The sequence below is a fragment of the Lacisediminihabitans sp. FW035 genome (assembly GCF_054880895.1).
Genome location: NZ_CM142187.1, coordinates 522,663 through 547,678, shown reverse-complemented (window position 1 = coordinate 547,678; position 25,016 = coordinate 522,663). Strand labels below are relative to the sequence as shown.

At 66.1% G+C, this 25,016-nt stretch carries 24 protein-coding genes; 9 read left to right on the top strand and 15 right to left on the bottom strand.

Annotation, left to right across the window (positions count from 1 at the left end; genetic code table 11):
* Window positions 1–285: 285 nt before the first annotated feature.
* From ACVXZ4_RS02765 to ACVXZ4_RS02750, 4 genes are read right to left on the bottom strand one after another with little or no spacing between them, the layout of a single operon-like run.
* Window positions 286–1,494 (bottom strand): hypothetical protein, encoded by a 1,209-nt coding sequence (locus ACVXZ4_RS02765; RefSeq protein ID WP_461796715.1) that lies wholly within the window; start codon window positions 1,492–1,494, stop codon window positions 286–288.
* The gene (locus tag ACVXZ4_RS02760; RefSeq protein ID WP_461796714.1) at window positions 1,487–2,332 is read right to left on the bottom strand and encodes an NAD-dependent epimerase/dehydratase family protein; all 846 of its coding nucleotides are present in this window, start codon (window positions 2,330–2,332) and stop codon (window positions 1,487–1,489) included. Before ACVXZ4_RS02760 ends, ACVXZ4_RS02765 begins: the two co-directional genes overlap by 8 nt.
* A gap of 35 nt (window positions 2,333–2,367) precedes the next feature.
* Entirely contained in the window at window positions 2,368–3,867 is a 1,500-nt protein-coding gene (locus ACVXZ4_RS02755; protein WP_461796713.1) for a sensor histidine kinase, read from the bottom strand.
* Window positions 3,864–4,619, bottom strand: a complete 756-nt coding sequence (locus ACVXZ4_RS02750) for a response regulator transcription factor (protein WP_461796712.1) — start codon at window positions 4,617–4,619, stop codon at window positions 3,864–3,866. Before ACVXZ4_RS02750 ends, ACVXZ4_RS02755 begins: the two co-directional genes overlap by 4 nt.
* Window positions 4,620–4,775: 156 nt before the next feature.
* Here ACVXZ4_RS02750 and ACVXZ4_RS02745 point away from each other — a divergent pair, with 156 nt between their 5' ends.
* The 5 genes from ACVXZ4_RS02745 to ACVXZ4_RS02725 all read left to right on the top strand — a co-directional run bounded on the left by ACVXZ4_RS02745 (window position 4,776) and on the right by ACVXZ4_RS02725 (window position 9,264).
* Window positions 4,776–6,023: an efflux RND transporter periplasmic adaptor subunit gene (locus tag ACVXZ4_RS02745; protein WP_461796711.1), complete on the top strand. Its 1,248-nt coding sequence runs from the start codon at window positions 4,776–4,778 to the stop codon at window positions 6,021–6,023.
* The gene (locus ACVXZ4_RS02740; RefSeq protein WP_461796710.1) at window positions 6,023–6,742 is read left to right on the top strand and encodes an ABC transporter ATP-binding protein; all 720 of its coding nucleotides are present in this window, start codon (window positions 6,023–6,025) and stop codon (window positions 6,740–6,742) included. The genes ACVXZ4_RS02745 and ACVXZ4_RS02740 overlap by 1 nt, the downstream gene beginning before the upstream one ends.
* Window positions 6,739–7,962, top strand: coding sequence for an ABC transporter permease (locus ACVXZ4_RS02735; RefSeq protein WP_461796709.1), 1,224 nt, complete (start codon window positions 6,739–6,741; stop codon window positions 7,960–7,962). The genes ACVXZ4_RS02740 and ACVXZ4_RS02735 overlap by 4 nt, the downstream gene beginning before the upstream one ends.
* 51 nt (window positions 7,963–8,013) lie before the next feature.
* Window positions 8,014–8,544 (top strand): DUF5666 domain-containing protein, encoded by a 531-nt coding sequence (locus ACVXZ4_RS02730; RefSeq protein WP_461796708.1) that lies wholly within the window; start codon window positions 8,014–8,016, stop codon window positions 8,542–8,544.
* Window positions 8,545–8,634: 90 nt separating this feature from the next.
* The gene (locus ACVXZ4_RS02725; RefSeq protein ID WP_461796707.1) at window positions 8,635–9,264 is read left to right on the top strand and encodes a DUF5666 domain-containing protein; all 630 of its coding nucleotides are present in this window, start codon (window positions 8,635–8,637) and stop codon (window positions 9,262–9,264) included.
* A gap of 8 nt (window positions 9,265–9,272) precedes the next feature.
* On the opposite strand, the gene ACVXZ4_RS02720 is transcribed toward ACVXZ4_RS02725, so the two are convergent.
* Genes ACVXZ4_RS02720 through ACVXZ4_RS02705 form a run of 4 tightly spaced genes read right to left on the bottom strand, consistent with a single transcriptional unit; the run spans window position 9,273 to window position 13,248 of the window.
* Complete coding sequence (locus ACVXZ4_RS02720; protein WP_461796706.1) at window positions 9,273–10,289, bottom strand: sugar phosphate isomerase/epimerase family protein; 1,017 nt, start codon at window positions 10,287–10,289, stop codon at window positions 9,273–9,275.
* The gene (locus ACVXZ4_RS02715; RefSeq protein WP_461798051.1) at window positions 10,286–11,416 is read right to left on the bottom strand and encodes a Gfo/Idh/MocA family protein; all 1,131 of its coding nucleotides are present in this window, start codon (window positions 11,414–11,416) and stop codon (window positions 10,286–10,288) included. Before ACVXZ4_RS02715 ends, ACVXZ4_RS02720 begins: the two co-directional genes overlap by 4 nt.
* Before the next feature lie 42 nt (window positions 11,417–11,458).
* Entirely contained in the window at window positions 11,459–12,559 is a 1,101-nt protein-coding gene (locus ACVXZ4_RS02710) for a Gfo/Idh/MocA family protein (RefSeq protein WP_461796705.1), read from the bottom strand.
* On the bottom strand, window positions 12,556–13,248 hold the full coding sequence (locus tag ACVXZ4_RS02705) for a sugar phosphate isomerase/epimerase family protein (RefSeq protein ID WP_461798050.1): 693 nt from the start codon (window positions 13,246–13,248) through the stop codon (window positions 12,556–12,558). The genes ACVXZ4_RS02710 and ACVXZ4_RS02705 overlap by 4 nt, the downstream gene beginning before the upstream one ends.
* Before the next feature lie 264 nt (window positions 13,249–13,512).
* Between ACVXZ4_RS02705 and ACVXZ4_RS02700 the strand changes: the two genes are divergently transcribed.
* Window positions 13,513–14,694 (top strand): ROK family transcriptional regulator, encoded by a 1,182-nt coding sequence (locus ACVXZ4_RS02700; RefSeq protein ID WP_461798049.1) that lies wholly within the window; start codon window positions 13,513–13,515, stop codon window positions 14,692–14,694.
* A 67-nt stretch (window positions 14,695–14,761) separates the two neighbouring features.
* The gene (locus tag ACVXZ4_RS02695; RefSeq protein ID WP_461798048.1) at window positions 14,762–15,364 is read left to right on the top strand and encodes a YqaJ viral recombinase family protein; all 603 of its coding nucleotides are present in this window, start codon (window positions 14,762–14,764) and stop codon (window positions 15,362–15,364) included.
* Here the strand turns inward: ACVXZ4_RS02695 and ACVXZ4_RS02690 are convergent.
* Window positions 15,361–16,053, bottom strand: coding sequence for a DUF998 domain-containing protein (locus tag ACVXZ4_RS02690; RefSeq protein WP_461796704.1), 693 nt, complete (start codon window positions 16,051–16,053; stop codon window positions 15,361–15,363). The two genes, ACVXZ4_RS02695 and ACVXZ4_RS02690, sit on opposite strands and share 4 nt — an antisense overlap.
* 96 nt (window positions 16,054–16,149) lie before the next feature.
* On the opposite strand from ACVXZ4_RS02690, the gene ACVXZ4_RS02685 reads away from it, so the two are divergent.
* Window positions 16,150–17,109 carry an NADP-dependent oxidoreductase gene (locus tag ACVXZ4_RS02685; protein ID WP_461798047.1) on the top strand — a complete coding sequence of 320 codons (960 nt, stop codon included), beginning with the start codon at window positions 16,150–16,152 and terminating at the stop codon, window positions 17,107–17,109.
* Here the strand turns inward: ACVXZ4_RS02685 and ACVXZ4_RS02680 are convergent.
* From ACVXZ4_RS02680 to rplK, 3 genes are all read right to left on the bottom strand, one after another.
* Complete coding sequence (locus ACVXZ4_RS02680; protein WP_461796703.1) at window positions 17,106–17,636, bottom strand: GNAT family N-acetyltransferase; 531 nt, start codon at window positions 17,634–17,636, stop codon at window positions 17,106–17,108. The two genes, ACVXZ4_RS02685 and ACVXZ4_RS02680, sit on opposite strands and share 4 nt — an antisense overlap.
* Window positions 17,637–17,824: 188 nt before the next feature.
* On the bottom strand, window positions 17,825–18,514 hold the full coding sequence (gene rplA / locus ACVXZ4_RS02675; RefSeq protein ID WP_461796702.1) for a 50S ribosomal protein L1: 690 nt from the start codon (window positions 18,512–18,514) through the stop codon (window positions 17,825–17,827).
* A complete protein-coding gene (gene rplK, locus ACVXZ4_RS02670) occupies window positions 18,514–18,945 on the bottom strand; it encodes a 50S ribosomal protein L11 (RefSeq protein ID WP_185202312.1) in 432 nt (143 codons plus the stop codon). The genes rplA and rplK overlap by 1 nt, the downstream gene beginning before the upstream one ends.
* A gap of 137 nt (window positions 18,946–19,082) precedes the next feature.
* Between rplK and ACVXZ4_RS02665 the strand changes: the two genes are divergently transcribed.
* Window positions 19,083–20,312, top strand: coding sequence for an HNH endonuclease signature motif containing protein (locus ACVXZ4_RS02665; protein ID WP_461796701.1), 1,230 nt, complete (start codon window positions 19,083–19,085; stop codon window positions 20,310–20,312).
* Window positions 20,313–20,325: 13 nt separating this feature from the next.
* Here ACVXZ4_RS02665 and ACVXZ4_RS02660 read toward each other — a convergent pair whose 3' ends face one another.
* Genes ACVXZ4_RS02660 through ACVXZ4_RS02650 form a run of 3 tightly spaced genes read right to left on the bottom strand, consistent with a single transcriptional unit; the run spans window position 20,326 to window position 25,011 of the window.
* Window positions 20,326–22,884, bottom strand: coding sequence for a GIY-YIG nuclease family protein (locus ACVXZ4_RS02660; RefSeq protein WP_461796700.1), 2,559 nt, complete (start codon window positions 22,882–22,884; stop codon window positions 20,326–20,328).
* Window positions 22,877–24,472, bottom strand: a complete 1,596-nt coding sequence (locus ACVXZ4_RS02655) for an Eco57I restriction-modification methylase domain-containing protein (RefSeq protein ID WP_461796699.1) — start codon at window positions 24,470–24,472, stop codon at window positions 22,877–22,879. Before ACVXZ4_RS02655 ends, ACVXZ4_RS02660 begins: the two co-directional genes overlap by 8 nt.
* Complete coding sequence (locus tag ACVXZ4_RS02650; protein ID WP_461796698.1) at window positions 24,469–25,011, bottom strand: SAM-dependent DNA methyltransferase; 543 nt, start codon at window positions 25,009–25,011, stop codon at window positions 24,469–24,471. Before ACVXZ4_RS02650 ends, ACVXZ4_RS02655 begins: the two co-directional genes overlap by 4 nt.
* Between the last annotated feature and the right edge of the window lie 5 nt (window positions 25,012–25,016).

Genomic DNA, 25,016 nt, shown 5'->3' with positions numbered 1-25,016 from the left:
GGTTTTCGTGGCATCCGAATCGGATGTCTCGAACCTTCGATCGGGGCTGCTCATCAATTCTGAATCGCGGCACACCGATAACCGGCGGTCTTTGGCTCCGTTCAGAGTACGGGATGCGGCGGGCCCGTGCAAATCCGCGTCGCTGGACGACTGCAGGCCTCCCGCGCCTTCGTGTCCTCACGGATGCCGCCGCGAAAGTCGCTCGCGAAGAGCGCCGCGGCGTCGAGTTGCACTGTTTTGCTGGTGTGGCCGCCGCCCAACCCGCAAAAGAGTGCAACTCGTAAGCTACGCGGGATCAGGCGGGTCCTGTTTACGGTTGACCGGCGCACGTTTCGCCGCCGGCGCCTTCGGGGTGGTGGCATTCACCGCCGCGGGCTTCACGGCCGCAGGCTTCACGGCCGCAGGCTTCACGGCCGCAGGCTTCACGGCCGCAGGCTTCACGGCCGCAGGCTTCACGGCCGCCGGCTTCACAGCGGGCGACTTCACGGCCGCAGGCTTCACAGCCGCAGGCTTCACAGCGGGCAACTTCACGGTTGCAGGCTTCACGGTCGCAGGCTTCACGGCCGCAGGCTTCACGGCCGCAGGCTTCACAGTCGCCGGCTTCACGGTCGCAGGCTTCGCGGTGGGCGAATTCACAACCGCCGACTTCACAACCGCAGGCTTCACGGTCGCCGGCTTCACGACCGCGGGCTCGATTCCAGCGGCCGGCACAAGGGCAGGCGCGACCTCGGCCACCGGCGGCCCGGACTCGGGTATCCCGCCATCAGCCGCGGGCACACCGGTCATCTGAGCGCGCCGGCGGCGGTCGGGCAACAGAACGAAGGTCGCAAGGAGCACCACCACGATCCCGAGCACGACGACGGCGATGATCAGGCCACGGTTGGGACCGGGATCGGCGGCAACCGGGGCGGAGAGGGTGAACTGCCGTTGATAGGCGACCGGGGTCGTCGCGACGGAGACCCCCGAGGTGCCACTGACGAGAGGTGTCAACGTGGTGCCATCGGTGGCGAACCACGCCGAGTGGGTGTCATCCCGAACAAGGAGCGTGCCTTTCGGCGCGGTCGCGAGCGCGGTCGCGAGAGCAGGCCCGGAGGAGAAATCCGCGAGCTCGGGCTGGTCGCTGGCGGGGTTGATCCACACTGTCGCGACGCCGGCCACTGTGCCATCCGCCGCCGTGATGGTGGCGATCCAGGTGTTGGTGATCTGGGTGGGGTCGTCTGTCTTCGCACCGGAGAGGAAAGCCTTCGTGAACGACAGCACACGATGGATGCCTCCCACCTTCGCCGCCGAGTCGAACACCACTTCGGCGCCGGCCTTCGCCCCGAACAGGTCGACAAGGCGGGGCATCAACCCGGTGGCGAAGTATCGGCCGACGTTCTCGGGCACTCGCGGTTCGTCGAGAGCGCTGGCCGGGGCGGCCGAGACGAAGACCGCCGCCGCCGCCAGAATGACGACGACGACAGTCTTCCTCAATGCGAGAGTCGCACTACGCATGGTCCCGCCAGGAATGCTCCGGTTCGAAGCCGAGCACCCGGCGGGCCTTGTCGATGGAGAGCAGGGTCTCGCGCTCTCCGAGTTCGCGAGTGACGCGCGTGGAGGGGAACACCTCCGCGGCGAGGCTCGCACTCGAACGCGACATCACGGTGTCCGCCGCGGCGATGATGTAGGCCTCGAAGCCGGGCTTCGCGAGGGCGAGCGCACGCTCCACGGCCTGGGCGCCATCACGGGCATCGATGTAGCCCCACAGGTTCCACTGGCGGATGCCGGCATCGGCATCGAACGAGGGGAACGGCGCGTAGTCCGCGACATCCATCACGTTGGAGAACCGCAGGGCGGAGATGCTCAGCTCGGGATCCCAGCGCACCAGCTTCTGCGCGAGCTGCTCCTCGAGGTGCTTGGTGACCGAGTAGATGCTCTCGGGGCGGGTGTCGTACTCCTCATCGACGGGGATGTAGGGCGGCGGCGTCTCGAAGGGGATGCCGAGCACCGTCTCGCTCGAGGCGTAGACGATGTTCTTGATGCCCGCCCGCCGGGCGCCCTGAAAGACATTGAAAGTGGCCGACATGTTGTTGTGGAAGGTCTGCGAGTCGGGCAGGATTCCACCGGCCGGCGCCGCGGCGAGATGCACGACCGCATCGAGGCCGTCGTGACGGTCGTTGATGCCGAAAAGGGCGTCAACGGTCTGGCCGTAGTCGGTGAAGTCGACCCTGGTGAATCCGGGGCCGCGTTCCCCGACCACGTCGAGGGAGTGGACGGAGTTTCCGGAGTCCCGGAGGCGCTGGACGACGGCGCGTCCCAGCTTTCCACTGGCTCCTGTGACAGCAATTCGCACGGTAGTTCCTAACATCTGGGGGTACGTCCAGTCTGTCATCCTGCCCGGGTGTTCAGCGGCAGGATCACGCGGAAGCTCGTGCTGCCCGGCTCGCTCTGCACCTCGACGGCGCCGCCGTGCCCCTCGATGACGGCGGCCACGATAGCGAGACCGAGGCCGGTGCTGCCGGCAGCGCGGGAACGCGAGCTGTCACCGCGCGCAAAGCGTTCGAACAGCACGGGCTGCAGTTCCGCGGGGATGCCGGGACCGTCGTCCGTCACGGTGACGACGGCATTCTGGCCGACGATGGCGACCGCGGTCACGACATCGGTGCCCGCGGGCGTGTGCACACGGGCGTTTCCGAGCAGATTGGCGAACACCTGATGGAGGCGCGCGACGTCACCCTCGATCATCACCGGCTCATCAGGCAGGTCGAGCGACCATTCGTGCTCGGGGCCGGCGGCATGCGCATCGCTCACCGCATCGATCAGGAGCCGAGTGAGGTCGAGCGGATCGCTCTCCAAATCGCGCCCCTCATCGAGGCGGGCGAGCAGCAGCAGGTCCTCGACGAGCGAGGTCATGCGGGTGGCCTCCGACTCGACTCTTCCGAGCGAATGCACGACATCCTCCGGCAGGTCGTGGTCCCCGCGGCGGGTGAGCTCGGCGTAGCCGCGAATCGCCGCGAGCGGCGTGCGCAACTCGTGGCTCGCATCCGCCACGAACTGGCGCACCTTGTTCTCGCTGGCCTGGCGGGCGCTGAGGGCGGATGCCACATGTCCGAGCATGCGGTTGATCGCGGCCCCGACCTGCCCGACCTCGGTGCGCGGATCGGCGTCGTCGTCGGGAACGCGCACCCCGAGGGCGACCTCGCCCCGGTCGAGCGGAAGCTCGGCGACACGGGTGGCCGTGGAGACCACTCGCTCGAGCGGCCGGAGTGCGACGCGCACGATCCAGAGCGCGAGGAATGCCGCGATCACGAGCCCGGCGGCGGTAACGATGGCGATGATGAGGCCAAGTTGAAGGAGCGTGGTCTGCACCTCGCCGAGTGGCAGTGCGGTGACGAGCTTGACGCCGCCGTTGTATTCCACTGCGACGGCCCGATATGCCCCGATGCCGCCCCCCAAGCTGATGGTGGTGGCGACGCCGGTCGCTGGCACGCCGAGGAGAGCGGCGCTCTGCGCCGCGGTGAGCTTCTTTGCCGCGCCGGCCTGATCTTTGAGGAACGCCGCCAACACCGAGGGGCCGCTCACCACCGCAAGGACCGTACCTGGCGCCTGGGCGTTGAAGATCCGAGAGAACTGCTCGGGCGAAATGGTCTGCGATGTCGGGTCGTCGGAGGGGGCGCCGGGAGGTCCGCCGAATCCGGTCTGCGAGCGACCGTTTGCCGCGTTGAGCTGCCCGTCGAGGCGACCCATGAGGAAGCCCTGCAGCGCGAGCACACTGATCGAGCCGATCACGATCGCGACGATCGCGAGCAGTCCGACGACCGCGAGCACGAGACGTCGGCGCAGCGACCAGCGAGGGCGAGCGGCCCCGACAGGCGTGAGCGAGGTCATCCAGCAGCCTTGATCATGTAGCCCACTCCGCGCACTGTATGGATCATCGGGGTCTCCCCCGCGTCGATCTTCTTGCGCAGGTAGGAGATGTAGATCTCGACGATGGACGACCGACCACCGAAGTCGTAGCTCCAGACCCGGTCGAGGATCTGCGCCTTGCTCATCACCCGGCGTGGGTTGCGCATCAGGAAGCGCAGCAGTTCGAACTCCGTGGCGGTGAGCTCTATGAGACGGCCGTCCCGGCGCACCTCGTAGCTCTCCTCATCGAGCACCAGGTCGCCGACGCGCAGCAGCGGGTCGGTGGAGTCAGCGACGACGACCGACGAGCGGCGGATGAGCCCGCGCAGTCGCGCGACCAACTCCTCGAGGCTGAACGGCTTCGTGACGTAGTCGTCTCCCCCGGCGGTGAGCCCGGCGATGCGATCGTCGAGTGCGTCCTTCGCGGTGAGGAAGAGGATGGGCGTGTCCTGGCCGTCGTCCCGCAGTCGCTTCAACACCTGGAGACCGTCGATGTCGGGAAGCATGACGTCGAGCACGACCACATCCGGCTGGAACTCGCGGATGATCTGGATGGCCGTGCGCCCCTCGGCGGCGGTCTTCACATCCCAGCCCTCGTAGCGCAGCGCCATGCTCAGCAGGTCGCTGAGCGTCGCCTCATCGTCAACGACGACGACACGCACGGGAGAACCGTCGGCACGGCGGAGCTTCGGGCCGGTGGTCGGAGCAGAGGAGCTGTGGTTGTTTGAGGTCACTCTCCCTACTATCGCGAGTTTGCTATGAACCGCCTATGTTTCACCCAAACCTTGCCTGAGCCTTTTCTCTGCCCAAAACAACGACAGGCAACACTCTGTGGAGGGCCATAGCCGCTCCATATACCTTCCATAGGAGCGGCCGACATGGTCGGGTCCATGAAGATATCCCGACCCGTGCTGATCAACAGCTCACTCGCCGTGCTGGTGCTCGGCGCCCTCGTCGGTGCTTACTTCGTCGTCGCGAATCCCTTCGTCGCGACGGCGAGCAGCTCCGCAACCCAACTCACCGGCACCGTGCAGTCCGGCACCGTGTCGAGCAGCATCACCGCGAGCGGATCGGTTGCCGCGGTGAACACAGTCGTCGCGTCCTTCGCGGTCTCCGGCACCGTCGCCTCGGTCGATACGACCCTCGGCGCGACTGTCGCCGCCGGGGCGGTGCTCGGCACGCTCGACACGACGGATCTCACCGCAGCGCTCACCAAGGCGAAGACGACGCTCGCCAACGCCCGAAGCTCCCTCTCCGACGCAAACGCCTCCCTGGCCGCGGCGAAGACGGCGGACGCCGCGGCAAGCAGCAACGCCAGTATCAGCGGTAGCGGGAGCGGCGCCAGCCAGACCACTTCCGCAAAGCAGCAGGTCACCTCCGCCCAGTCGTCAGTCACCGACGCGGTGGAAGCCGTGACAACGGCCCAGTCCAACCTCGACTCCGCCACCCTTGTCGCGCCCATCGCCGGACTGGTGGTGGCGGTGAACGGCTCCATCGGAGCGAGCACGAGCGGGGGATCATCCGCCAGTGGCACGGGCACAGCAGCAACCTCCACAACGGGCTTCGTGTCCATTGCGGATGTGTCGCAGATGACCATGACCGCGAACATCGCCGAGGCGGACATCGCCTCCGTGAGCGTCGGCCAGGCGGCATCCATCACCTTCCCGGCCCTCACCGGTGTCACCGCAGCGGCCAAGGTGACCGCCGTCTCGCCGGTGGCGACCGCCAGCAACTCGGTCGTGACCTATGCGACCACGATCACGCTTGACGCAATCCCCGCCGGGCTGCGGCTCGGGCAGACCGCTGAGGTGTCCATCGTGACGGCGAGCTCCGCCTCAGACGCCCTCTACGTGCCCACCGCGGCGGTCACGACCGCCGCCGACGGCACCTCGACAGTGAAGGTCGTGGCCAACGGCAAGACCACCGAGAAGACCGTGACGCTCGGGGTCGTCGGCGACACCGGCACCGAGGTCACAACGGGACTCACCGTTGGCCAGACCGTGGTGATCGGCACGGTCGCGGCGACCACCTCGACGGGCACAACTGGGGGCACCGGCAACATTCGGGGCGGCTTCGGCGGCACCGGGACCGGCGGCGGCGGCTTCGGCGGCGGCGCCCCTCCCACGGGAGGCAACTGATGAGCACAGCGACCGAACCGGTGCTGCGCCTCGCGGGAATCCATCAGGTCTACGGCGCCGGTGAGGCCGTGGTGCATGCGCTTCGCGGCATCGACCTCGCCGTCGACGCCGGCGACTACGTCGCGATCATGGGTCCGAGCGGATCGGGCAAATCCACCCTCATGAACTTGCTCGGCTGCCTCGACATCGCCTCCGACGGCCTCTACGAGCTCGCCGGGCACGATGTGCGATCCCTCACCGAGAAGGACCTCGCCCGGGTGCGTAACCAGGAGATCGGATTCGTGTTCCAGTCGTTCAACCTCGTGCCACGGATGAGCGCTCTCGCCAACGTCGAGCTGCCCCTGATCTACGCCGGCTTGAAGAGGCACGAACGTCGACGGCTCGCGCTCGAAGCACTCGACCTGGTAAACCTCGCGAATCGCGCCGACCACCAGCCGCAGCAGCTCTCCGGTGGCCAGCAGCAGCGCGTCGCCATCGCGCGGGCCCTTGTCACGTCGCCGACCCTCGTGCTGGCCGACGAACCAACCGGAAACCTCGACAGCGACTCGACAGAGGAGATCCTCTCCATCTTCGACTCGCTCGCGACCGCGGGCCGCACCATCGTGATCATCACGCACGAGGAGAGCGTCGCCGAGCGTGCACACCGAGTGCTCACCATCCGCGACGGCCTGATCGTCTCCGACAATCCCACCAGCGACATCGCCCGGAGCGCTCGATGAGCTTCTTCGATATCCTGCGCTCCGCCATGCGGGGCGTGACCGCCAACAAGCTGCGCTCGATCCTCACTCTGCTCGGGGTGATGATCGGAGTCGGATCGGTGATCCTTCTCCTCGCCGTCGGCAACGGATCCGCCCAGACCGTGCAGAACGCGATCACGACCCTGGGAACCAACACCCTCACCGTGCGGGCCAGCGGTGGCGCAGGCGGCGGCACCACGGCTACGACGACCGCCGGCTCGAGCGTCAAGACCATCACCCGCGCGGTGAGCGACCGGCTCGCCGACGCCGGGCTCGGCCACGTGAAGACGGTCGTGCCCAATGTGAGCACGAGCCTCACGGTCTCCTCGGATTCCGCGTCGTCCACCGGCGTCTCCGTCGTCGGTTCGACGGCCGGCTACTTCGATGTGTCCACCGCGAAGGTCGCCTCCGGGAGCGCCTTCACCACGGCGGACGTCACAACCTCGGCCAAGGTGGCGGTGATCGGATCCACGCTCGCCTCCACCCTGTTCACCACGGGTTCGGCGCTCGGGCAGCAGATCGCGGTGGACGGTACCCCATTCACCGTTGTCGGCATTCTCGCCAGCCAGTCGAGCGTCGGCTTCACCGACCCGAACTCGATAGTGATCGCGCCGATCACCCGCATCCAGAAGTCGTTCACCGGTTACGGCGCCGTCTCCACCCTCACCGTGGAGGCCGTCGATTCGGACTCCGTGACGGCCGCCGAGGGCGAGGTCGGCGTGATGCTGAACCAGCTGCTCGGTGTGACGGATACTTCGAACCTGCCCTACACGATCACCAACCAGTCCTCCCTCCTTGCGACCGCCGCGGCGAGCGCCACCAGTTTCACGGTGCTGCTCGGTGCGGTGGCGGCGATCAGCCTGCTGGTCGGTGGCATCGGGGTCACGAACGTGATGTTGGTGACCGTGACCGAGCGCACTCGGGAGATCGGCATCCGCAAAGCCCTCGGAGCCACCCGCGGAGCGATCCTCGGGCAGTTCCTCACCGAGGCCGCGACACTCACGCTGGTCGGCGGGGTGCTGGGGGTGATCGCGGCGCTCATCGGCGCGCGGTACGAGATCAACGGTACCCAGCCGGTGATCCTCGGCTACTCCATCCCGCTCGCCCTCGGGGTGTCCGTCGCCATCGGCGTGTTCTTCGGGGTCTACCCGGCGGCGCGCGCGGCGGCGATGCGGCCCATCCAGGCCCTCCGAGCCATCTGACCGCTCGTCCCATTCCATCCACCCACCCACCCAAAACGAAGGACATTCGCCATGAATAACCCCACTCCGCCGACAAACCCGGCTCCTGCTGGCGAATCTCCTGCGTTTTCGTCAGAAGCACCGACGCCGCCGGCGCCCGGCAAGAAGCGCGCATCGCGCATCGTCACCCCGATCCTCGCCGGCGTCGCCGCAATCGCGATCGGACTCTTCGGCGGCATCCTGATCGGGCACAACACCTCGAGCACGTCCGCCCAGGCCGGAGGCACCCGTGGCGGCTTCGGTGGCGAGGGTGGGGCGCCCGGTGCGGGCGGTGGATTCACCGCCGGCACCATCTCCGCCATCGACGGCGACACGATCACCCTGAAGCTGACCGACGGATCGACCGTCAAGGTCACCACCGGCTCGAGCACGACAGTGACGAAGACCGCGGACGGCAGCGTGAGCGACCTCGCCACCGGCGACACCATCGCGGTGCAGGGCACGAAGGATGCGAGCGGCACCGTGTCGGCGACCTCCGTGTCCGAGGGCGCCCTCACCGGCGGATTCGGAGGGGGTGCGCCGCCGAGCGGCACGGGAAACTGAGTCACCACGGCTGGGCGGATCCTCGGGATTGAAGCCTGCCGCCCAGCCGGTCCATACGAATTTCATAGCTTCACGGGCGAGCGTTAGCCCATGAGCACTCCTGACGCGCCCACCGGCGACGAGCCCACCGAGGTCCTGAACACCGAGCCGCCGGCGGCGGCGTCCGCTCCGGCACCCGCAGCAGTGCCCCCGGCGGCGGCCGTCGCCCCAACGCGTAGCAGCGCCCTGCGATGGCTCACCCCGACGCTCGCGCTCCTCGCGGTTGCAGTGATCGCCCTCTTCGGCGGCATCCTCATCGGCCAGCACACCGCGGGACCGGGACAGGCGGCCGGCTTCAACCGGCCGGGCGGCCAGTTCCAGAATGGGCCGGGCCAACCGGGACAGCAGGGCCAGCGCGGCAACGGTGCACCCCAGGGCGGAACCGGCCAGCAGGGCAACGCCACGCGCCCCGGCGTCTTCGGCGGGCTGACGGCCGGCACGATCCAGTCGATCGACGGCGACACCATCACGGTGAAGCTCCGCGATGGGTCGACGGTCACGGTGAAGACCACCGATTCGACCACGGTCACCAAGACCGAGAAGAGCAGCGTCTCCGACCTCACATCGGGCGAGACCGTGATTGTCCGTGGCGCGAAGGACGGCAGCGGAAACGTATCCGCGACCTCCATCACCGAGGGCGCGAACGCCGCCTTCGGCGCGCGCCCGGGGGCGAACGGCTAGCGGTACCGCTACCCCTGGTTGCTGAAGGCGGCATCGAAGGATGCCGTCGGCAGTTCCCAGAGCAGCGAGCGCACGAAGCCCACTGCCTCGGCAGCGCCGTGAAGCCGATCCATGCCGGCATCCTCCCACTCCACCGAGATGGGACCGCCGTAGCCGATGGACCGCAGCGCCCGGAACGAGTCCTCCCAGGGCACATCCCCGTGGCCGGTGGAGACGAAGTCCCAGCCGCGGTGCGGATCGCCCCAGGGAAGGTGCGACCCGAGGATCCCATAGCGCCCGTTGGGCGTGCGCAGCCGGGTGTCCTTGCAGTCGACGTGATAGATGCGGTCGGCGAACTCGGTGATGAAGGACACGGGATCGATGCCCTGCCACATCATGTGGCTCGGATCCCAGTTGAACCCGAAGGCCGCCCGGTGGTCGATGGCCTCCAGCGATCGCACGCTCGACCAGTAGTCGTAGGCGATCTCCGAGGGATGCACCTCGTGGGCGAAACGAACGCCCTCCGAATCGAACACGTCGAGGATCGGGTTCCAGCGGTCGGCGAAGTCCTGGTAGCCGGCGTCGATCGCCGAGGCGGGAACCGGCGGGAACATCGCCACGTACTGCCAGATCTTGGAGCCGGTGAAGCCGACGACGGTGTCGATGCCCATCTTGCGGGCGACCACCGCGGTGAGCTTCAGCTCGTCCGCAGCGCGCCGGCGCACGCCCTCCGGATCCCCGTCCCCCCATACTGTCGGGCGGATGATCGCCTGATGACGGAAATCAATCGGATCGTCGCACACGGCCTGGCCGGTGAGGTGGTTCGAGATCGCCCAGGCCTTCAGCCCGTACCGATCGAGGATGTCCAGCCGCCCCTGCAGGTACTCATCGTCCTCGGCCGCCCGCGCGACATCGAGATGCTCTCCGGATGCCGCGATCTCGAGCCCGTCGTAGCCCCATCCCGAGGCCAGCTTCGCCACCTCCTCGAGCGTGAGGTCGGCCCACTGGCCGGTGAAGAGCGTCACGGGATGGGTCGAGGCGGTCATACAGTCTCCTTCGAGTGCGTGCTGTCGATTGTCACACTGGATCCGCTCGCCGTCGCGCTCGCCTCGATCGCGGCGAGCACGCGCTGCACCGCGAGGCCGTCGGCGAACGAAGGCGATGCGGGACTGCCGCCGGCGATGGCGAGCAGCAGGTCGCGCACTTCGTGCACGAACGAATGCTCCCAGCCGAGCACATGGCCCTGCGGCCACCAGGCGGCGACATACGGATGCTCCGGCTCGGTCACGAGGATGCGGCGGAACCCCTGCGTCTCGATCGGCTCGGTCGCGTCGAGGAACCAGAGTTCGTTCAACTCCTCGAGGTCGAACCGCAAGGCTCCGGTCGAGCCGAAGAGTTCGATCGACAGGGCGTTCTTGCGCCCGGTCGCGACGCGCGACACCTCGAGGCTCCCCCGCGCGCCCGAATCGAAGGCCAAGGTAGCCCAGACGGCATCGTCGACGGTGACCGGTTCCGGGCCACCCTCACCGGTGCGCTCGGTCACGAAGGTGTGGGTGCGGGCCGAGACCTCGGACACGAGATCCCCGAGCAGGAACTGCAGCTGGTCGATGGCGTGTGAAGCGAGGTCGCCGAGCGCTCCGGATCCCGCCGACTCGCGACGCAGCCGCCAGCTCATCGGGGCTTCGGCATCCACCAGCCAGTCCTGCAGGTAGGACGCCCGCACCTGCCGGATCTCGCCGAGGCGACCGTCGGCCACGATGCGGCGGGCGAGCGCGAGCGCCGGTACGCGCCGGTAGTTGAAGCCGACAAGGGAGACGATGGCGCGAGCGGAGGCGTCGGCCGCGGCATCCGCCATCGCCTCCGCTTCGGAGAGGGAGTTGGCCAGCGGCTTCTCGACCAGCACGTGCTTGCCCGCGGCGAGGGCCGCGAGGGCGATCTCGGCGTGAAGATGGCCAGGCACGCAGATGTCGACGATATCGATGTCGTCGCGCGCGATCACCTCGCGCCAGTCGGTGGCCGATTCGCTCCAGCCGAACGCCGCCGCCGCGGAGGCGACGCCCGCGGCATCCCGGCCCACCAGCACCCGTTGCTCGAATGCGGGCACCTCGAAGAACGAGGCGACAGTCGCCCAGGCGTTCGAATGCGCTCGGCCCATGAACGCGTAGCCGATCATTGCGACGCCGAGCGGTCGCGCTGTGGAGGTCACGATCGTGCCCTACAGCGTCGCCGCCGTCGGATCCCAGTCCTCCGGTAGGGCGGGAGTCGTCGAGATCGAGCTCGCCACCTCCACGAAGCTGTGGCTCTCGATCGATTCGCTGATCGACACCATCGTGTCGAGCACGTGGTACGCCAGCTCCCCGGTGGCACGATGCGGGCGCCCGGCGCGGATGGCGCGGCCCATCTCGAGGACCCCGGATCCACGTGAACTGGTGGAGCCGAGCGCGGGGTAGGAGGTCCACTCCGCCTCGCCGGGATGCTTCACGCGGATCTCCCCGTCGAAGTTGTTGGGGTCGGGGAGCGACATCGTGCCCTCGGTGCCGGTCACCTCCACGAAGCCGTGGCGGTCCATCGGCGAGTCGAAGCTGAAGATGCTCTGCGACGACTGGCCGCCCTCGAATTCGGCGAGTGCGCTCACGTGGGAGGGAACGGTCACGTCGAAGCTCTCGCCGGCCTTCGGGCCGGAACCGATCACCCGGGAGTCGCGTGACTTCGAGCCGAGCGCGGCGACGCGGCGCACCGATCCGAAGGTCTGCATGAGGGTGGTGAGGTAGTACGGGCCGATGTCGAAGAGCGGGCCGGCGCCCTCCTGGAAGAGGAAGGCGGGGTTCGGATGCCACGACTCCGGTCCCGGCGACTGCATGAGCGTGAGGGCGGTGAGGGGCACCCCGATGTCACCGCGCTCGATCATGCGGCGAGCGGTCTGCAGGCCCGCGCCGAGGAATGTGTCCGGTGCGGAGCCGAGACGCACGCCGGCCTTCTCCGCCGCCGCGAGCAGCGTGAGGCCGCTCGCGCGGTCGAGCGAGAACGGCTTCTCGCTCCACACGTGCTTGCCGGCGGCGACCGCGGCGAGAGCGACCTCGACGTGGGCGGCCGGGATGGTCAAGTTGATCACGATCTCGACATCCGGATGCCCGAGCGTCGCGTCGACGCCGCCCCAGGTCTCGATGCCGAATTCCGTGGCGCGCTCCTTGGCCACCGGTTCGTAGACGTCGCCGATGGAGTGCACGACGATGTCGGGGAAGGTGGTGAGGTTCTCGAGGTACTGCTTGCTGATGGTGCCGGCGCCGATGAGGCCGACCCCGATCGGGCCGCTCACGCGGTGGCTCCCGCGATCAGGTACGCATAGCTGTCGGTCACGGCGTCGAACATGTCGCCGGCGAAGGCATCGAGCTCGACCACGGCCACCTCGAGGCTCGTCGCCGCGGCGATGATGTCCCAGACCGGCATCTTGCCCTTGCCCACCGCGAGTTGCGAGGCGGGGTCCGGTTCGATCGGCCCGTCCTTGATGTGCAGCAGGCGCACGCGGTCGCCGAGGCGCCCGAGCAGTGCCACTACGTCCTGACCGCCGGCGGCGGCCCAGTAGGTGTCGAGTTCCAGGATCACGGCGGGATCGAGGCCAGAGCTGAGGATCTCCAGCCCGGTGTCGCCGTCGATCACCGACTCCAATTCGAACCAGTGGTTGTGGTAGCCGATGCGGATGCCGTGCTTCACCGCCACTTCCGCGGCGGCGTTGAGGGCATCCGCGGTCTTGTGGATGTCGGCGGCCGACTGCCACTTCGCCGGGTCGACGAAGGGATCGATCACGGTCGGGATGCCGAGGCGGGCGGCCGTCGAGAACACGTCGTCGAGACTGGCGCCGGCACGGCTCTCGGCATCGAGGAACCGGAAGTGCGCGCTCGGCGCGGTGAGGCCGGTGGCCGCGAAGCCGGCAGCGAGCGCATCGGCACGGGCGAGGAAGTCGTAAGGTTCGACCCGGGTGAACCCGATGTCGGCGACACGCTGCATCGTGCCGGCAAAGTCTGCATCGAGAGCCTCGCGAACTGTGTAGAGCTGGAGCGAGAGCGGGGGTGTCGTTGGCAAGAGGATCTCCTCGAATCGAGCGGCGATGCTGGTCACGGTGGCAAGCTCCGCATCGACCGCGAGGCTTCGTGCATACGAAGAACAAGCTAGGGCCACTTCTGCCGTGAGTCAAGCAAAAGTGGCGCTTCACCCGACATCTATAGATTGCGTGACATGACGAAGTCCAACTGGTATCAATAGGTCATGGTCATGCCGAGCGCGCCCGCCGTTCCGGCCGCCGGCTCCTCGCGCTCCGGTGACCTCTTCCAGCTGCTGCTCGACGGTGTTCCCCGCACCCGTGCCGAGCTCGCCGTACTCACCGGTCTCGCCCGGTCGACGGTCGCCGCCCGGGTGGATGCCCTCATCGCCTCCGGTTTCGTCAGCGCGGTGGGCGGGGCAGCGTCATCCGGTGGTCGGCCGCCATCGCGGTTCGCGTTCAACCCGACGGCCCGGGTCGTGCTCGCCATCGACCTCGGTGCCTCGCACAGCGTGATCGCCGTCACCGACCTCGCCGGGACGGTGCTCGCGAGCGTCCGCGCCGAGACCGCGATCGAAGACGGGCCCGAGCCGGTGCTCGATCTGGTGGTCGAGCGGGCACGGCACCTTCTCGGCACGCTCGGTGCGCAGCGCGGCGCCCTGATCGGGATCGGTATCGGCCTGCCCGGCCCCGTCGAGCACACGACCGGCAGGCCGGCCAACCCCCCGATCATGCCCGGCTGGCACGACTTCGATGTGCCGGGCTACGTGCACCGCTCGTTCGACGTGCCCGTGCTCGTCGACAACGACGTCAACATCATGGCCCTCGGTGAACAGCGCACCCATTGGCCCACCCAGGAGAATCTGCTCTTCATCAAGGCGGCGACCGGTATCGGCGCCGGGATCATCGGCAACGGCCAGTTGCAGCGCGGGGCGATGGGGACCGCCGGAGATCTCGGGCATGTGCGCGTCGCCCGAGGATCCCACGTGACCTGCCGCTGCGGCAACATCGGGTGCCTCGAGGCACTGGCCGGCGCCCCAGCCATCGCCGCGACCCTGGGCGACGGCACGCGCGTCGGCGAACTCCTGGACCTCGTCGATCGCGGCGACCCCACTGCAGTGGCCGCTCTGCGCCAGGCCGGGCGCGATCTCGGCGAGGTCCTCGCCACCTGCGTGAGCCTGCTCAACCCGTCGGTCATCGTGCTCGGTGGGTCGCTCGCCGACGCGGGCGACCACCTCCTCGCGGGGGTGCGCGAGGTCGTGTACACCCGGTCCCTGCCGCTGGCGACCGCCCACCTCACGATCGTGCGCTCGCGCTCGGCCGACGACGCCGGCATCCTCGGTGCGTCCATGATGGTCGTGCAGCATGTGCTCTCGCCGGAGTCCATCGAGAGCGCGCTGGCTCTTCGGCCCTGACTGCGGAGAGGCGCCGCCCGGGGACGGGGCCCCGGGAGACAATGGTGGGGTGACCGTCATCCAGCCCATGCTCTCCCTGTGGGACGAGCCGGCCCCGGATCACCGCGATCGCATCGTCGCGCGCGCTGCCGACCGCGTGTCCTGGCTCCGAGCCCGAAGCCGAGGCATCACCGCGACGGATGTCGCCCGCCTCTCGGGCGCGGCCTCGGTGCAGGCGGTCGCCTTCGAGAAGATCAACGGCAGCGGCTTCGGCGGCAACGCCTACACGGATCATGGCCGGGCGCGCGAACCGGAGATCGCTCGCTGGGTGGAGCGCAACTACGGCATCGTCTCGAGCGACGCCCTCTTCCACGCCGCCGGCGAGACCTCGCATCTCGCCACCCCCGACGGCCTGGCGATCGCCGCGACCGGACACCTCGAACTCGCCGAGATCAAGACCACGAAGTCGGCCTGGCGATCCATCCCCCGCTCGTATCTTCGGCAGGTCTGGTGGCAGCAGTACGTGCTCGGTGCCGAGCGCACCCTTCTTGTCTGGGAGCAGCACGACGACTTCGTGCCGACCAACGCCGAGCCCGAATGCCGGTGGATCGACCGCGATGAGAACCAGATCCACCTGCTCGTGCAGCTTGCCGACCAGGTGCTCGGGCTGGTTGCGGCCGGTCGTCGTTAGCCCACCGGCAGCGCGATCTCCTGTTCGATCGGAGCCACGCCGGTTCGGGCCGGCCGCACCGCCATCATCACGCCGAGAGTGAGGAGCCAGGCGAGAGCGATCGTGGTCGCGGCGAGTTCGAGTCTGCTGCCGAAGTCCGCTTGGAAGCGGGCGAGGGAGAGGATGCCGCCCGCCCCCGCGATCAGCGCGACGGCCACTCCGGAGGCGAGCGAGAGCCGCGCGAGCGATCGATGGCCGGCCGCGAACGAGACCTGCACCATGCCGAGGCAGGCCGCGGCGAACGCCAGCACCGCCACGACGGTGTGCACGAGGTCCTGCCAGGTGAACGTCGTGCCCATGGGAAGTGGGCATCCGCTCGTGCACGTCACCTGGGAGGCGACGAGGAAGAAACCGCAGCCGATCCACAGCGACACCGCCGGGGCCCAGATCGAAAGCAGCGGTAAGCGGCAACGAATGCCGCGGGCGGCATATGCGATGAGGCTGCCCCCCACAACGATCAGCAGCAGCGCCCCCTCGAACCACCGCGCGGTGGGCTGGCCCGCAGCGCCGAGCTCGCTCACGTAGAGATCCCGCCCCTGGGAAACCCGAGCCACCCAGATGATCACGAGGGCCACGAGCACGAATGCCGAGCCGACCAGGGTGCCCGCCGCTTCCACCGATCGCCGGTTCGGGAGCGGCGTCGCGGTCATTGTTGAATGGTAGGGCCTCGCGCATAGTTTTTTTCCAGTTGACACCGTTGTAACACCGGCGAATCATTGTGCGGCTTGACTGTGTTCATGACCACGATGCGAGCGATGGTGATCGCGGCCACAGGGGGCCCTGAGGTATTCACACCGGCCGACCTGCCGATGCCGATTAAGGTGAGCGCCGAGGTGGTGGTGAAGATCATCGCCGCGGGCGTGAACCCCATCGATGCGAAAACGCGTTCCGGTGGCGGCTCTTCGGCCGCCATCGCCAACTTCCCCGTCGTGCTCGGTGCGGACTTCAGCGGCATCGTCGTCGAGAGCCCCTACGAGACCTGCCCATTCAAGCCGGGGGACGAGGTGTTCGGCATGGTTCCGGTGCCGCGCATGGCGGGCACCTACGCCGAGTATGTGACCGTGCCCACCCTGAGCATCGCGCGCAAGCCCTCAAGGCTCACTCACGTTGAGGCGGCGGGGGTGCCGATGGCCGCCCTCACCGCCTGGGGGATGGTGGTGGATGTCGCGAAGGCACACGAGGCCCAGCGGGTGCTCGTGCACGCGGCATCCGGTGGCGTCGGGCACTTCGCCGTGCAGTTCGCCGCCTACTTCGGCGCGCACGTGATCGCCACCGGATCGGCGCACAACGAGAGCTGGCTTCGCGAACTCGGGGCCGCCGAGGTGATCGACCACAACACGACCCGCTTCGAAGACGTGGTGAGCCGGGTCGATGTGGTGATCGACCTCCTCGGCAACGTCCACGACGACACCGGCACACGGTCGCTGTCGGTGCTGCGCTCGGGCGGGCTGCTCGTCAACGCCCCGAGCGGCAGCTGGCCGACCATCATGGAGGATGCCGCGGCGGCGGGCGTGCGCGCGACCACCTACAAGACCTCCCCCGACGGGTCGACGCTGGCGATCATCGGGCGACTTCTCGACTCCGGAGACATCCACGTGACCGTCGATCATGTCTACGACCTCGAGCATGTCGCCGACGCCCACACCGCGATCGAGACCGGCCATACCCGCGGCAAGATCGTGCTGAGCGTCTCCGAACTGGGCTAGAGCGTCACCACGCGCACGAAGTCCTCTTCGAGGCGGTCGCCGAGGGCGAAGGTCTTGGTGCCGGCGATGCCGAACCCCGACCTCTCGTAGAAGCGATTGGCGCGGAGGTTCTGTTGGTTGACGCCCAGCCACACGACGACCGCTCCGCGAAGGCGCGCATGCTCCAGCGTCGAATCCATCAGCTGCGCCGCAAGGCCGCTGCCGTGGCTGTCGGCGCGCAGATAGAACTTGCTCAGCTCGACCGCGGGGCGTGCGCGAACGACGGCGGCGACATCCGGATCCGTCGGTTCACCGGTGATGAGCATCGCGTAGGCCAGGAACCGGCCGCCGTCCGTCGCGACGAGAATCTGCCGGTCAGGATCTGCGAGGTAGGCCTCGAAGCGCTCCTCGGAGAGTTGGGCGGCGATGAATCCGACGATGGCTTCGGCCGGGGTGTCGGGCGGACAGGCCAGCCCGAAGGTGTCGGCGGCGAGCTCGTGGAGCATTGCGCCCTCGCCCCCCTCCGCGCGACGGATCGATGCGGTCATCCGTTGTTCTCCTTCTCCCCCGTATGCGTCCCCAAAACGCAGGAGATTCGCCACGAGATGTACGTTATCGCCGCAGATTCCTACCGGACGTGGCGAATCTCCTGCGTTTTCGGTGGGCGGGTTCGGATTGGGCACGAAAAGAGGGGGACCACCGAAGTGATCCCCCTCTTGAAACGCGACTGTTTTGCTTAGAGGACGTTGACGTCCAGCGGGATGCCCGGACCGAAGGTGGTCGTGACAGTGCCCTTCTGGATGTAACGGCCCTTTGCGGAGCTGGGCTTGGAGCGCACGATCTCGTCGAGCGCTGCCTTGATGTTTTCTTCGAGCTGCTCGGCCGGGAAGGCGGCCTTACCCACGATGAAGTGCACGTTGGAGTGCTTGTCGACGCGGAACTCGATCTTTCCGCCCTTGATCTCGGTGACGGCTTTGGCCACGTCGGTGGTCACGGTGCCGGTCTTCGGGTTGGGCATGAGGCCACGCGGGCCGAGCACCTTTCCGAGACGACCGACCTTGCCCATCAGCTCCGGGGTGGAGACGGCGGAGTCGAACGAGGTGTAGCCGGCGGCCACCTTCTCGATGAGCTCGTCGCCACCGACCTCGTCGGCGCCCGCAGCGATCGCGGCGTCAGCGGCCGGTCCGGTTGCGAACACGATGACGCGGGCGGTCTTGCCGGTTCCGTGCGGGAGGATCACCGTTCCACGAACCATCTGGTCCGCCTTGCGGGGGTCGACACCGAGCTTGAGGGCGACCTCGACGGTGGAGTTGAAGTTTTTCGAACCGGTCTCACGGGCGAGTCCGACGGCTTCGTTGGGCGTGTAGAACTTGCCCTCTTCCATCTTCTCTGCGGCGGCGCGGTAGGCCTTGGATTTCGTAGCCATTATGCGTCCACCGTGATTCCCATAGAGCGGGCGGTGCCCGCGATGATCTTCTCTGCCGCCGCAACGTCGTTGGCGTTGAGGTCGACCATCTTCTGCTCGGCGATCGAGCGGAGCTGGTCCTTCGACAGGCGTCCCACCTTGGTGGTGTGCGGGGTGCCGGATCCCTTGGCGACTCCGGCGGCCTTCTTGATGAGCTCGGCGGCCGGCGGGGTCTTCAGGATGAACGTGAACGAACGGTCCTCATAGACGGTGATCTCGACCGGGATGACGTTGCCGCGCTGCGACTCGGTCGCGGCGTTGTACGCCTTGCAGAACTCCATGATGTTAACGCCGTGCTGTCCGAGCGCCGGCCCGATGGGCGGTGCGGGGTTGGCGGCGCCGGCCTGGATCTGAAGCTTGATCAGACCCGTGACCTTCTTTTTCGGTGCCATTGTTTTCCTCTTCTGTATCGAACTGGCCCGTGTTGGCCAGCTCTCCCGCAATCCAGAGGGATGCGGTGCGGTCGCGCCCGAAGGCGCAACCTCTTTACCTTACGCGAAATGTCGGTGGTTGCCTATTGGATGAAGGCATGGAGGCAGTCGGCTACTACTCGGATCAGGCCCGATCCGACGTGCGTGTCGACACCGCGATTGCGGCCGCCGAGTACGAACTCCGCGCCGTGAACTCCCATCATGCGGCAACTCTGGTCGCCATCCATTCGGTGCTGGAAGAAGCTCGGCTCAGCCCAGAGGTCTTCGTCGGCCAGCATGCGTCCCGCTTCTCGAGGGAAGACGTCGAGTTCTCCGAGCGGGCCGCGATCGCTGACCTCGCCGTCAGGCTCGCGCTCTCGGAGAACACCGTCCGGGCGCACGAACACCAGGCCGTCACGATGATCGGCCGTGCACCCCTCACCTGGCAGAAGTTCCGGTGGGGCGAAGTCTCCCCTGTCAACGCGCGCACCGTTTCAGAACTCGCCGCGTCGCTTCCGGATGGCGACACCGCGCTGTTCGCCTCGTTCGACACCGCCGTTGCGGAGCACGCAGCGCGGCTCGCACCAGCACGGTTTCGCGCCTTCGCTCGCAAATTGCGCGAACAGATCGTCTCCGACACGGCAGCGGAACGGCACGAGTCGGAATTGTCACAACGCCGAGTCGTCTTCGAGCCCGACATCGATGGGATGGCCTGGATCTCGGCCTACCTTCCTGCCGAGGTTGCGACCAAGGCGATGACGTTCCTCGACGCCGAGGCGCTCAGGCTCTCGGCAATGCACGGCGAGACTCGCACCCTGCCCCAACTGCGAGCGGACGTCTTGGGCGACATGATCACCGGATCGGGCAGCGCCGGCTCAGTGGCGGTGCGTGTTGGCGTGCTCATCCCCATGCTCACCCTCCTCGGGCAGTCCGAGATGCCCGCCTCTCTCGAGGGTTACGGCCCGATCGATGCCGAAACCGCCCGCACACTGGCGGGGGACGCGTCCTCGATCTACCGCATCCTCACGGATCCCGTCACCGGCGCAATTCTCGACATCGACCAGCCGACGAAACGCATCCCAACGGGCCTCCGCCGAATGCGCCAGCTGATCGACCAGACCTGCACCTTCCCCGGATGCGGCAAACGCGCGGTGAATTGCGATCTCGACCACACCGTCGACCGCCAGTTCGGCGGCCGCACGACGCTGATGAACCTGTCGCACCTCTGCCGCAATCATCACCGCGACAAACATCGGACTAAGTGGACAATTACTCAGGATAAGGCAGGGCGGATCGAGTGGACGAGCCCGACCGGGTATGTCGCCGCGCCCGATCCGCCGCCGTTCTAGGGGAGAACTCTGCCTACCGCGGGCTCTCGAGTGCGACGACGGTGTCGTAGAGCCCGTAGCGCCGAAGGCCCTCGTGCGAGTCGATTCCTGTATACGACAGGGATGCGTCCTCGTAGCGTCGGAACGCGAAGACGGCCTGGTTCATTTGCGAGGAATTGAATACATCGAGCGAGACGAGCAGGTTGAAGTCGCCGACCGTCAAACCGGTGACTGCTCTGAAGAGGTCCGGCTCGAGCTTCGTGATCACATCGTGCAGGGTGTTCTCCCGGTAGTCAGTCAGGTACATGAATGCCGGAATTCGAGTCGCGAATTTGATCAGCTTCTCCTGAATCTGCTTTCGCTTGGACCGGTAGTCCTTCTCGTCGTCGGAGAGTTCCTTCTTCTCGGGCGCGGTGATGCCGTCGCCCTTTAGCCTCTTCGTTTCTTTCACTGCCTCGGATTTGTTCACGACGGTCTCGAAAATCGACGACCCCAACGCACGGAACCCCTCGATGTTCATCACCGCATCCATCGCAGCCGGCGACTCCATGATCTTGCGAAGTGTGTCGTTGTCGACATTGACGAGCAACGCTGACTCCCACTTGCGCGCCAGGAGCGTCGCGGATGTACCCGTCATCGCATAGTCGAGAATTGCACCCGCATCGATTTGAAGCATGTTCGACCCGTTGTAGGCGAGCACAGGCAGAAATTTCACAAGGTCCTCGACGGCGCGTTCCGGATTAAGTGCCTCCGGGGATAGTCCGATGCCATATTCGGCGATCTGACGAAGAGCGCGCGTCGGGGCGAAGTCGAATACGAAACACACTGGTTTCAGGATCTGCTCGGACCTCGGATCGTCGCCATGCGGGTTGCTGATCGTCCACGGCGACTGAACTCGGAAGGCGGCCTGAAAATACGTTTCCGGCGACTTGAGGTTCCGCAGCATGAGAATCGATGACCACGGCGCGACCGTCACGCCGGTGGTGAGCTTGCCGACGGTGAGTGTGATGGTCTTGGTGTCGTAACCGTTGCCCATCGCCACGCGCACCGGCGGAAGCGCATCCAGCCCTACGCCGACCCCTGGAGCCGACACATTGACGACCGCGTAGTCGTGCCAGAAAGAGTTCTGCGGTTCGGCGAGCAAGTTGACCATCGCGGCGCAGGAGGTGACGCGCGGAAGCATCCACAGGGAGTGCTGCAAGTACGGGAGCAAGCGAGTGTCGGAATAGGGAAATGGGGGTCGAGTTCCTGCTCGTAACGCGTCGATCTGGGTCGGAAGGTGTGAGCCGCGAATGATGTCGAGCCACTTCTGCACATCGTCTTTGTGCACGAATTGCGCTGCGCTTTCGGACCCAGTCGCCTCGAAGAACGAATTGAGATCGAATTCGTCGAGCTCGCCCTGATTCGCCACGGCAACTAGTTCATCGGGCATCTGGTAGGTAAGCAGCCGCATTTCGGGCAGCGAGGCGTAGGGGTTGCGGTCATTCGGATACTGCTCGGCGAATGCCGCTTTCGCGCGCTGCTCGTCGGTATATGTCCAATTGAAGATCTGCTCTTCGATGAACCGACCGGTCGCGAGGGCTTTGAACGGTGTGCCAGAAAGATAAAGATACGCTCCAGCGCGAATGGGCACGAAGGCGTCTTCGACACTGCCGAGCTCTTCCGTCTCTTGGGCGAAGGTCTCGAGGTCGCGACCGAACTCGAGTTCGAGTTCCTTCTTCTTCGAAGTGTCATCCTCGCCCTCGAAGAGCTCTTTGGCCGCGTCGCGCCAGGCGCCGAAGTGATACTCGTCGAAGACAACCAGGTCCCAGGACATCTCGGTGAGCCACTGGTGTCTCGCCTTGAAGTTGCCTGCTGCGTCACGGCCCAGTAGATCTTGAAAGGACCCGAAGTACACAAGGGGACGGTGTGAGTCGGCGCTGTCGGGGTCGGCTCCCGTTGCGCGGGACAGGTACTGCCAGCCATCGAAGTCGACATGCGACTCGAGGTCGGTCTTCCAGGCGTCCTCCACGGCTGGCTTGAAGGTGACGACTAGCACCCGCATCGCCCGCAGGCGCTTCGCGAGCTGATACGCAGTAAAGGTCTTGCCGAACCGCATCTTTGCGTTCCATAGGAACTCAGGGACCGCATCAGAGTCCTCGTTCCAGATGGATCGGTAGTACTCGACAGTCTTCGCGACCGCCTGTTCCTGTTCGTTCCGCAGTGGAAAGGTGTTGTGGTGGGTGCCGCTGAAGTCGCGATTCTCGCGCAGCTCGTGGATCACCGTCAGCACATCGTCGGCCGTGCAGCGCATCCACTCTCGGCTTGATTCGTAGACAACGTTCTCGAAGTTCTTCGAGATAAGCCGAGCCCGCACGTCGGTGTCCGTAATCGTGCTGCCGTCTGCCCGCTCCGCCGACTCGTCAACCTCGACGGAGTACTCAACTCGCGCCTGCCCCTGCGACTGCCGAATGCGATCGTTGACCCGTTGCGTCGTCTGCCCGATCTTGAGACAACCGCGCCACCGCTCCGCGACTTCGCTACTCGACCAACCGTAGATTCGAAGTCGGGCGTCGGGCTTTTCTGGCAGCAGGCTATCGATGGGCTTAGTCATCGATCACTTCGGACGTGGCGTCATGCGCGGCAACTTGAGACTCAATGAAGTCAACTTCGCCGCCACTCAAACCGTATCGCTCATAGAGCGCACGGTCAGTCCAGTCTTGGTCGGTGCTGAGATCCGGGACAAAGGAGTAGACGTCACGGTTTGCGTGCTGTGTTGACTTGCGCAGCGACACAAGGAACCGGAGGAAGCGGGATCGAAGGTACCCCGCAAATCGCTTGGCCTCGTCTTCGTTCGAAAAGTGTCCTGCGACAAGGTATGTCTCCGTGCAAGCTGTCCCGGGCGCAGCAATGATCGGCTTGCTGAGGAATTTAGTCTCGACTGCGGCACTAGTGCCCTGCACAGCCGTCATGAGAACCTTCCACTCATCGATCCACCCAGCGTTCTGTGGAATCGCGTTTCGCTCGACCCAAGTGATTCTTTGAGAGCCGAAGAGCTGGATCGGATCGGTCAGTCCAGTCGGAGTCGGCTGACCGTGGAAAAAGGTTCGAAGTCCGAAGGGCTTGCCTGCAGACACATGTGCGTCGAGGGTCGGTTCGTTTCTGGCTCGGACTTTTTCCAAGATCGACACGGCCTCGTTTCGACGAACGAGTATGTCGTAGGTGTCGAGCTCCCTGGCGACGGGAAGCCCGACCGGGACACCATCCCACATCGTCTGTATCGTGCAGGTGCCTTCATGGTCGCGATCCCACAAGAAGTACGAGATTCCTCCGCGGATCTTTACCCCCGGAAACGCGTCATACAACTTCGGGTAATCGACCAGGTACCGCAGCTTCCGCGAAGTGAGCATTCTCTTTCGGAACCCGTCAAGTCCTCGCCCCCCGGCGAACCAGCGGGACGGTGTAACCATCACGATGAAACGCGGATCCAGGGTCACGGCTCCGTCAACGAAAAGCTGATAGATCGGTGCCGCCGAATTATTGTGCCCACCATCATCGAGTTGGTAGGGCGGGTTCCCAATCACTACGTCGAACTGCATGTCGGCTCCGAAAATCTGCTTAATCCGTGCTGTGATGTCGGTCGCATGGATGAAGGCGTAGGCGTGTGTCTCGAGATCGGCACCCCGGCTGTATTCCAGCTTGCTGGCGCCGCAGTATGCGCACTTTTCCCCAGCCCAGGTATGCTCGGTGCGCTCGAACCAGATGTTGCCCCAATCCCGGTCGAACGACTTTGCGATGGAGTGGGTGCCAGTTGCATCCTTCGAGCAGTAGACGCTTCGTCGGGCAAGCAGGCTGGTGAGCCTGGTGATCCCGATGCCGAAAACCTGTTTGGTAAGGATGTGCTCGACTCGAGTATCCAGTTCGGGGATCTGATCTTCCAGCCCGAGATTCAATCGCGCAACAATCTCGCGAAGAAAGACCCCCGACTTCGTGAACGGATCGAGAAAGGTGACTGCGGGGTCCGCCCAGATGCTCTTGCCGTCATTCGCCTCGGCCCATGCCACCTCGAGTGTGTCGAGCATCTGATTGGCCAGAGCCGGCGGAGTGAAGACCTCATCATTAGAGAGATTGGCGATGCACGTGAGCACGTCAGGGTTGTGGCCCTTCAGAGTGAACTCCGCCTTCGGTGAAGCAGCGGTCATGCCGCAAGCTCTCGCACGGTCATCGGCGGGAAGATGGCGACTGGCACGAAGACCTCGTGCTCCTCCAAATTCTCAAAGAGACTGCCCTGCACTGACGAACGTTGGGTGAGCGCGTCGTAACGAAAGTCGCGACGCTGGAACTTGCCTCGACCTAGATAGCCCCACTCCGGAAACGTGATGTGATTGCCGCTTGCGGCGGTCATGGTCAATGCGTCGCCCTCGACGACGTTTAACGCGAGGACACGCTGGGCCGCGGGCCACCAGCCATCCTCTTCTGCGAGTCTGAGGAAGGCAGCAAACGTCGACAAAAGCCTCGCTCGACACTCCGCCGCGTTATCCGGAAGAAGCTCGACTCCGTACACCGACATCAGGGCAAGCAGCGCATAATGCCTGCGCTCGAAGTCGTTGCGACCGTAACGGGACTGCACGACAGCGAGCTTTCGCTCGAGTACCGGGATGAGGAAATTGCCCGATCCGCAAGCCGGCTCGAGAAATCGCGAGTCGATGCGCTCTGTCTCGGATTTGACGAGGTCGAGCATGTCTG

Bases quoted from the DNA above. Each gene is read 5' to 3' on its own strand.
- ACVXZ4_RS02745 (WP_461796711.1), top strand. From the start codon at position 4,776: ATGAAGATATCCCGACCCGTGCTGATCAACAGCTCACTCGCCGTGCTG.
- ACVXZ4_RS02740 (WP_461796710.1), top strand. From the start codon at position 6,023: ATGAGCACAGCGACCGAACCGGTGCTGCGCCTCGCGGGAATCCATCAG.
- ACVXZ4_RS02715 (WP_461798051.1), bottom strand. From the start codon at position 11,416: ATGATCGGCTACGCGTTCATGGGCCGAGCGCATTCGAACGCCTGGGCG.
- ACVXZ4_RS02755 (WP_461796713.1), bottom strand. From the start codon at position 3,867: ATGACCTCGCTCACGCCTGTCGGGGCCGCTCGCCCTCGCTGGTCGCTG.
- ACVXZ4_RS02765 (WP_461796715.1), bottom strand. From the start codon at position 1,494: ATGCGTAGTGCGACTCTCGCATTGAGGAAGACTGTCGTCGTCGTCATT.
- ACVXZ4_RS02660 (WP_461796700.1), bottom strand. From the start codon at position 22,884: ATGACTAAGCCCATCGATAGCCTGCTGCCAGAAAAGCCCGACGCCCGA.
- ACVXZ4_RS02690 (WP_461796704.1), bottom strand. From the start codon at position 16,053: ATGACCGCGACGCCGCTCCCGAACCGGCGATCGGTGGAAGCGGCGGGC.
- rplK (WP_185202312.1), bottom strand. From the start codon at position 18,945: ATGGCACCGAAAAAGAAGGTCACGGGTCTGATCAAGCTTCAGATCCAG.
- ACVXZ4_RS02665 (WP_461796701.1), top strand. From the start codon at position 19,083: ATGGAGGCAGTCGGCTACTACTCGGATCAGGCCCGATCCGACGTGCGT.
- ACVXZ4_RS02650 (WP_461796698.1), bottom strand. From the start codon at position 25,011: ATGCTCGACCTCGTCAAATCCGAGACAGAGCGCATCGACTCGCGATTT.
- ACVXZ4_RS02685 (WP_461798047.1), top strand. From the start codon at position 16,150: ATGCGAGCGATGGTGATCGCGGCCACAGGGGGCCCTGAGGTATTCACA.
- ACVXZ4_RS02720 (WP_461796706.1), bottom strand. From the start codon at position 10,289: ATGACCGCCTCGACCCATCCCGTGACGCTCTTCACCGGCCAGTGGGCC.
- ACVXZ4_RS02735 (WP_461796709.1), top strand. From the start codon at position 6,739: ATGAGCTTCTTCGATATCCTGCGCTCCGCCATGCGGGGCGTGACCGCC.
- ACVXZ4_RS02680 (WP_461796703.1), bottom strand. From the start codon at position 17,636: ATGACCGCATCGATCCGTCGCGCGGAGGGGGGCGAGGGCGCAATGCTC.
- ACVXZ4_RS02655 (WP_461796699.1), bottom strand. From the start codon at position 24,472: ATGACCGCTGCTTCACCGAAGGCGGAGTTCACTCTGAAGGGCCACAAC.
- ACVXZ4_RS02700 (WP_461798049.1), top strand. From the start codon at position 13,513: ATGCCGAGCGCGCCCGCCGTTCCGGCCGCCGGCTCCTCGCGCTCCGGT.
- ACVXZ4_RS02695 (WP_461798048.1), top strand. From the start codon at position 14,762: ATGCTCTCCCTGTGGGACGAGCCGGCCCCGGATCACCGCGATCGCATC.
- ACVXZ4_RS02705 (WP_461798050.1), bottom strand. From the start codon at position 13,248: ATGCAGCGTGTCGCCGACATCGGGTTCACCCGGGTCGAACCTTACGAC.
- ACVXZ4_RS02730 (WP_461796708.1), top strand. From the start codon at position 8,014: ATGAATAACCCCACTCCGCCGACAAACCCGGCTCCTGCTGGCGAATCT.
- rplA (WP_461796702.1), bottom strand. From the start codon at position 18,514: ATGGCTACGAAATCCAAGGCCTACCGCGCCGCCGCAGAGAAGATGGAA.
- ACVXZ4_RS02725 (WP_461796707.1), top strand. From the start codon at position 8,635: ATGAGCACTCCTGACGCGCCCACCGGCGACGAGCCCACCGAGGTCCTG.